Source organism: Acidovorax sp. LjRoot204 (assembly GCF_056175785.1).
The window spans coordinates 71,926-79,234 of the sequence record NZ_JBGFFF010000006.1 but is presented as its reverse complement, the minus strand read 5'-3'; the positions used below and the strand labels follow the sequence as shown (position 1 = coordinate 79,234).

Genomic DNA, 7,309 nt, shown 5'->3' with positions numbered 1-7,309 from the left:
CGTACACCTGCATGCAGGTCATGAGCTGGTCAATGGCCTTGCCGCCCGCAGCGCGCGAGGCGTCAATCCCCTCCAGCATCATCGTGAGCCCCTTGCTCACGCACTGCAGCAGGATCTCGTCCTTGTTCTTCACGTAGTAGTACAGCGTGGGCTTGGTCACGTTCAGGCGCGCGGCGATGTCGTCGAGCGAGGTGGCGTGAAAGCCGCGTTCGTTGAACAGCTGGGCCGCTGCCTGCAGCACGGCATTGCGTTTGGCCTCGCGCTGGCGCTCGCGGTGCGACACCGGGGGCCAGGGAGAAGCGGCTGCGGTCTGGGCGGCCGTGGCCTTGGCCTGCTTGGCCGCTTTGACCGGCGTGGCTCGCTTGGCTGTGGGTGGCGAAGACGGGGCTGCGGCGGTGGCGGTGGCGCTGCGGCGGCGGGGTGCCACTTTGGCGTGGGGCATGGATGGCAGTTCCTCGGGAAAGTACGGATGCTGATGAGGGTCGCGGCTTCCAGAATCTACTTGCGAGTAAACAGTTTACGCACAAGTAGGAAATTTGCGCTGGGTTCCATCGAAATTTCTGTCAAAAGCTGCAGTCAACCCGTATTAGAAAGCCAATGGAGACAACCCCTTCCGGCCCCGCTGCTGCCACGCCCCTGCTGCAGGTGCAGGGCGTGACCCTGGCGTTCGGTGGCGTGAAGGCGCTGACCGGCGTAGGCTTTGACGTGCAGCCCGGCTCCATCACCGCCGTCATCGGCCCCAACGGTGCGGGCAAGACCTCGCTGTTCAACACCATTTCGGGCTTTTACCGGCCCAGCCAGGGCTCGATCCGCTTTCAGGGGCAGGACATCACCCGCGTGCCCGCGCCGCAGCGCGCCAAGCTGGGCCTGGGCCGCAGCTTTCAGAACATCGCGCTGTTTCGCGGCATGACGGTGCTCGACAACATCAAGCTGGGCCGCCACGCGCACCTCAAAACCAACGTGCTCGACGCGCTGCTGTACTTCGGCCGCGCCCGACGCGAAGAGGCCGAACTGCGCCGCGAAGTCGAGGAGCGCATCATCGACTTCCTCGAAATCGACCACATCCGCCACGCCCCCGTCTCGGCCCTGCCCTACGGCCTGCAAAAGCGCGTGGAGATGGCCCGGGCCCTCGCCATGCAGCCGCAGATCCTGATGCTGGACGAGCCCGTGGCCGGCATGAACCGTGAAGAGACCGAAGACATGGCGCGCTTCATCCTCGACGTGCGCGAGGAGTGGGGCGTGACGGTGCTGATGGTGGAGCACGACATGGGCATGGTGATGGACCTGTCGGACCACGTGGTGGTGCTCAACTTCGGCCAGGTCATCGCGCAGGGCACGCCCGCGCAGGTGCAGGCGGACCCCGAGGTCATCCGCGCCTACCTGGGCGCGGGCGACGTGGGCGACCTGCGTGCCAAGCTGCAGGGAGTGACCACCGCATGACCGGCAACTTCGACTGGGCCTACCTGTTTGAGATCAGCCTCACCGGCATCGCCGGTGGCGGTCTCTACGCACTGGCCGCACTGGCTTTCGTCATGGTCTACAAGGCCACCCGCGTGGTCAACATTGCCATTGGCGAGCTGCTGATGGTGGGTGCGTACCTGTTCTTCACCTTTGCATCGATGTTTGCGCTGCCGCTGTGGCTGGCCATCCCCGCCGCCGTGCTGGGCACGGGCCTGCTGGGCGCGGTGATCGAGCGCACCATGATCCGCCCGCTGCTGGGCGAGCCGCCGATCTCCGTCTTCATGGTCACCGTGGGCCTGGCCTCGGTGCTGGTGGGCCTGGTCGAGATGATCTGGACGGCAGACCAGCGCCGCCTGCCCGACTTCATGCCCACGCAGCCCATCATGGTGGGGGACGCATTCCTGGCACCCAAGGTGTTCTGGGGCGCCGTGATCGCCATCGTGTTCATCGCGGCAGTGCTGGTGGTGTTCCGCTTCTGGCGCGGCGGGGTGGCCCTGCGTGCCACGGCCAGCGACCAGGCGGCTGCGTATTCGGTGGGCATCAACGTGCCGCGCGTGTTTTCGCTGGCCTGGGTGGCCTCGGCCATGCTGGCTGCCATCTCCGGGATCATCGTTGGCTCGATTGGCGGCATCTCGTCCAGCATGGGCGTGTTCGGGCTGTCGGTGCTGGTGGTCGTCATCGTGGGCGGGCTCGACAGCGTGCTGGGCGCGCTCGTCGGCGGCATCCTCATCGGCCTGATCGAGGCGCTGGCCGGGGCCTACCTGGGCGGCGAATACAAGCTGCTGGCCACGTTCATCGTGCTGGTGGCCGTGCTGCTGGTGCGGCCTTACGGCCTGTTCGGCACCCACGAAATCGAGAGACTGTAAAAACATGAACCCCCACGTTCATCACCTCGTGTATTCACTGCCCCCCAAGGGGGCGCAGGCCTCCCTTGGGGCGGCCCGGCGGCAGGCCTGACCCATGCGCATCGGAACCCTCAAGGAAACCTACATCGCCGACGCGGCGCTGTTCGACTCGCGCACGCAAAAAGTGTGGCTGGCCGTGGGCGCTGCGCTGCTGGTGTTGTTCCCCTTCATGGCCAGCGACTACTGGCTCTACCTGGCCTGCCTGGTCAGCATCAATGTGGCCAGTGCCACGGGGCTCAACATCCTCACAGGCTACACGGGGCTGGTCAGCCTGGGGCAGGCGGCCTTCATGGGCCTGGGGGCTTACACGGTGGCCGTGCTGGAAACCAAGGTGGGCACGCCCTTTGTGCTCAACCTGCTGGCAGGTGGCTTTGTCGCCATGCTGGGCGGCATCGTGGTGGGCATTCCTTCGCTGCGCGTGAAAGGGCTGTACCTGGCCATTGCCACCATTGCCGCATCGTTCATCGCGCACYTCATCTTTGCCAACTGGAAGTTCACCGGCGGCACCGGTGGCCTGAGCGTGCCGCCCGCCAAGCTGTTCGGCATGGCGCTCGACACCTCGTTCAGGCTGTACTGGCTCATCGTGCCGGTCACCATCCTCATGCTCCTGGGCGCGGCCAACCTGTTTCGCACGCGCGTGGGCCGTGCCTTCATCGCGATTCGCGACCGCGACATCTCGGCCGAGGTGCTGGGCATACCGCTGCTGCGCTACAAGCTGCTGTCGTTTGGCCTGTCATCGTTCTATGCGGGTGTGGCAGGCGGGCTGTGGGCGTACTTCTTTCGCGTGRTCACGCCCGAGAGCTTTCCGCTGCTGATGTCCATCTTTTTCCTCGCGGCCATCATCGTCGGCGGCATGGGCTCCATCCTGGGCGGCATCCTGGGCGCGGTGTTCATGACCATGGTGCCCGAGCTGCTCAAGCTCGTGGTGGACCTGATGCCCGGCGGCAGCGAACTCACCGTGTTCCTCTCGCCCGTGCGCACGGTCATCTTTGGCCTGCTCATCATCGGTTTTCTCGTCTTCGAGCCCCATGGCCTGGCCGAAGTGTGGCGGCGCGTCCGTCGTTTCTTCCATCTCTGGCCTTTCCGCAACTAAATCCACAGGAGACAACCATGGACACACAACGCACTTACTTCCAGCGCCGCCAACTCTTGCTCGGAGCCGCTGGTGCCGCCGCCCTCACCAGCCCGCTGTCGGTGCTGGCCCAAGGCGCCGAAGAGATCGTGATCGGCGGCTCCATCCCGCTCACCGGCGTGTTCGCGTTTGCGGGCGTGGGCATCAACGCGGGCATGGGCGACTACGTGAAGATGCTCAACGACGCGGGTGGCATCAAGGGCCGCAAGGTCAAGTACGTGCCTGAAGACACGGGCTACAAGGTCGATGTGTCGGTGGCTGCGTTCAAGAAGATCACCAGCCAGAACAAGGTCAACCTGTACTACGGCGACTCCACGGGCTTCTCCAAAACCATCAACCCCGAGCTGGACCGCAACGGCAACATCCTGATGGCCGGCGCGTCGTTTGCCACCGAACTCAACGACCCCAAGAAGTACCCCAACCAGTTCCTTGTGGGCCCCGACTACACCGAGATGTTCGGCATCCTGCTCAAGCACATCGCCAAGGAAAAGCCTGGTGCCAAGGTGGCCTTCGTGTACTCCGATTCGGAATTCGGTCGCGACCCCATCGAGTCCAGCGAAGCCATGGCCAAGCAGCTGGGCCTGTCGGTGCCCATCAAGATCATGACGCCCGCCGGCAGCGTGGACGTGTCCACCGAGGTCATCAAGCTGCGCCGCGCGGCGCCCGACTACACCATCTTTCACGGCTACATCCTCGCGCCCATCCCTGAGTTCATCACCCAGGGCAAGCAGCAGGGCATGACCAGCAAGTGGATGGGCACCTTCTGGACCATGGACAGCTCCACCGTGATGAAGATGGGCGAAGCCGCCGACGGCTTCATGGGTGTGATGCCGTATCGCTACTACTACGACACTGAAAAGGCGCCGATGCTGGAGAAGATCCGCGCCCTGCGGCCCGAGTACCAGAGCACGGCCTACATCCAGGGCTTCCTGGCCGCGATGCTGTTCACCGAGGCAGCCAAGCGCACGCTGGACGCTGGCAAGCCCCTCACCGGCCCCAACCTGAAGGCCGCACTCAATTCCATCAAGGACTTCGACACGGGCGGGCTGATCGGCGTGCCGATCACCATCAGCGGGAATTCGATCCCCGTGGGCCGCGTGTACCGCGCCGACATGAAGGCGCAAAAAATGGTCGCGGCATCGGACTGGATCAAACTCTGACACTGCCTGCGCCATGACCCAGCCAACCCCGGCCCACGTCCTCGAAGTCAATAACATAGAGGTCATCTACAACAAGGTGGTGCAGGCCCTGCGTGGCCTGTCGCTGGCTGTGCCGCGCGGGCAGATCGTGGCGCTGCTGGGCAGCAATGGGGCGGGCAAAAGCACCACCCTCAAAGCGGTGTCGGGCCTGCTGGCGCTGGAGGATGGTGTGGTCGAAAGCGGCAGCATCCACTTCAATGGCCAGCCCACGGCCGCCGCGGCCCCGCAGCAGCTGGTGCGCAACGGTCTGAGCCATGTGATGGAAGGCCGCCGCGTGTTTGAAGACCTCACGGTCGAAGAGAACCTGGTGGCGGCCACCTATGCGCTCACGGGGCGCAGGGATGCGACGCCGGATTTCGACCTGGTCTACAGCTACTTTCCGCGCCTGCATGAGCGGCGCAAGGGCCTGGCCGGGTACCTGTCGGGCGGCGAGCAGCAGATGCTGGCGATTGGCCGCGCGCTGATTGCGCAGCCCCAGCTCATCCTGCTCGACGAGCCCTCACTGGGCCTCAGCCCCAAGCTCGTCGAAGACATCTTCACCATCATTGCGCGCATCAACGCCGAGCGGGGCACCAGCATGCTGCTGGTGGAGCAGAACGCCACCGTGGCCCTGGCCGTGGCGCACCGGGGCTACATCATGGAGAACGGCAAAATCGTGATCGACGGCACGGCAGAACGCCTGGCCAACGACCCCGATGTGCGCGAGTTCTACCTCGGCATGGGCGGTGGTGGCGAGGCCAAGAGCTTCAAAGAGATCAAGCACTACAAGCGCCGCAAAAGATGGCTGTCATGACGCTCCCCGACCTCACCCTGCCCCAGATGCTGCGCGAGCGCGCGCGCACCGACGCGCAGCGCATCGCCATCCGGCAAAAGGACTTCGGCATCTGGAAGCCCTTCACCTGGGCGCAGTACCACCAGCGCGCCAGCCACTTCGGCCTGGGCCTCAAGGCACTGGGCCTGCCTCCGGGCGGGCATGTGGGCGTGATCTCCGAGAACCGCATCGAATGGGTGCTGGCCCAGATGGGCGCGGGCCTGGTGGGCGCCGTGACCGTGGGTGTGTACCCCACCAGCCCCACCAACGAAGTGGCCTATGTGGTCGGCCATGCCGACATCGAGATCATGGTCTGCGAAGACCAGGAGCAGACCGACAAGCTGCTGGCCGCACTGCCGGAGCTGCCGCGCCTGAAAAAAATCGTGGTCATGGAGACCAAGGGCCTGCGCAGCTTTGCGCCCGAGGTGCGCCAGTTCATCACCACGTTTGACGAGGTCGAGCAGCTGGGCGCGGCATCGGGCCAACAAGCCATCATCGACGACGCACTCGCACGCCAGCGGCTGGATGACGTGGGTCTGATGATCTACACCTCAGGCTCCACCGGCAAGCCCAAGGGCGCGATGATTTCGTACCGCAACATCCGGGGCGTGGTGCCGGGCATCGTGGACCGGCTGGAGCTGTCGCGCGAGACCACCCACCTGTCGTACCTGCCGCTGTGCCATGTGGCCGAACAGATGCTCACCAGCATTGTGCCGGTGTACATCGGCTCGCAGGTGAACTTTGGCGAATCCATCCGCACCGTGCAGGAGGACCTGCGCGAGGTCGCACCCACCATGTTCCTGGGCGTGCCGCGCATCTGGGAAAAGCTGCACGCGGCCATCCACATCAAGCTGCAGGAAACGGGCGGCCTGCGCCGTGCGCTGTTCCACAAAGCCTACAACGCCTGCAAGCCGTTGGCCGAAAAGCCACGCAGTGCCTGGAGCGCTGCCGACAAGCTGACCTTTGCCACGAGCTACTGGCTCGTCTTCCGCGCGCTGCAAAACTTCATCGGCCTGCGCAACGCCCATGTGGCGCTCACCGGCGCCGCGCCCATTCCGCCCGACGTGGTGCGCTTCTTCCGCGTGCTGGGCGTGCCGCTCATCGAGGTGTATGGCCTGACCGAATCCACCGGCATGGTCACAGGCCACCGGCTCGGTCATGTGGTGGTGGGGACCGTCGGCGTGCCCACGCTGGGTGTGGAGCACCGCATTGCCGACAACGGTGAACTGCAACTCAAAGGCGACATGGTGTTTGCGGGCTACTACAAGAACCCCGAAGCAACGGCCAGCAGCATCCAGGGCGGCTGGCTGCACACGGGCGACGTGGTGCGCGAAGAGCAGGGCGAGATCAAGATCGTGGACCGCCTGAAAGACATCATGATCACCGCGGGCGGCAAGAACCTCACGCCGTCCGAGATCGAGAACACGATGAAGGGCAGCCCCTTCATCAAGGAATGCATCATCGTGGCCGAGGCGCGCAAGTTCGTCGGCGCGCTGGTGATGATCGACTACGAGACCGTGGGCAAATGGGCCGAGGCGCGGCGCATTCCGTTCACGCACTTTCGCTCGCTGGTGGAGCACCCCGAGGTGCGTGGCCTCATCGATGCCGAAATCAACCAGGGCAACCAGCGGCTGGCGCAGGTCTCGCAGATCCGCAAGTTCCACCTGCTGACCAAGGAGCTGGACCACGACGACGGCGAGGTGACCGCGACGATGAAGGTGCGCCGCGCAAGCATCTACAAAACCTATGCGGCCGAGATCGAGGCGCTGTACCAATAGCCCAGGGCTCGGCGCATTGGAAT

At 64.8% G+C, this 7,309-nt stretch carries 7 protein-coding genes; 6 read left to right on the top strand and 1 reads right to left on the bottom strand.

Annotation, left to right across the window (positions count from 1 at the left end):
* Window positions 1-442 (bottom strand): TetR/AcrR family transcriptional regulator (locus tag AC04MI_RS02670; protein ID WP_476496988.1); only part of this gene is annotated, 442 nt, incomplete at its 3' end.
* 155 nt (window positions 443-597) lie between these two features.
* Between AC04MI_RS02670 and AC04MI_RS02665 the strand changes: the two genes are divergently transcribed.
* From AC04MI_RS02665 to AC04MI_RS02640, 6 genes are all read left to right on the top strand, one after another.
* A complete protein-coding gene (locus tag AC04MI_RS02665) occupies window positions 598-1,440 on the top strand; it encodes an ABC transporter ATP-binding protein (RefSeq protein ID WP_056056934.1) in 843 nt (280 codons plus the stop codon).
* Entirely contained in the window at window positions 1,437-2,327 is an 891-nt protein-coding gene (locus AC04MI_RS02660; RefSeq protein ID WP_056056932.1) for a branched-chain amino acid ABC transporter permease, read from the top strand. Before AC04MI_RS02665 ends, AC04MI_RS02660 begins: the two co-directional genes overlap by 4 nt.
* Window positions 2,328-2,421: 94 nt before the next feature.
* Window positions 2,422-3,459 (top strand): branched-chain amino acid ABC transporter permease, encoded by a 1,038-nt coding sequence (locus tag AC04MI_RS02655; RefSeq protein WP_476496986.1) that lies wholly within the window; start codon window positions 2,422-2,424, stop codon window positions 3,457-3,459.
* Window positions 3,460-3,476: 17 nt separating this feature from the next.
* Window positions 3,477-4,658, top strand: coding sequence for an ABC transporter substrate-binding protein (locus tag AC04MI_RS02650; RefSeq protein ID WP_056056928.1), 1,182 nt, complete (start codon window positions 3,477-3,479; stop codon window positions 4,656-4,658).
* Between the two features lie 13 nt (window positions 4,659-4,671).
* Window positions 4,672-5,490, top strand: coding sequence for an ABC transporter ATP-binding protein (locus AC04MI_RS02645; protein ID WP_436076645.1), 819 nt, complete (start codon window positions 4,672-4,674; stop codon window positions 5,488-5,490).
* Window positions 5,487-7,286 (top strand): AMP-dependent synthetase/ligase, encoded by a 1,800-nt coding sequence (locus AC04MI_RS02640; protein ID WP_436076646.1) that lies wholly within the window; start codon window positions 5,487-5,489, stop codon window positions 7,284-7,286. The genes AC04MI_RS02645 and AC04MI_RS02640 overlap by 4 nt, the downstream gene beginning before the upstream one ends.
* Window positions 7,287-7,309: the final 23 nt, after the last annotated feature.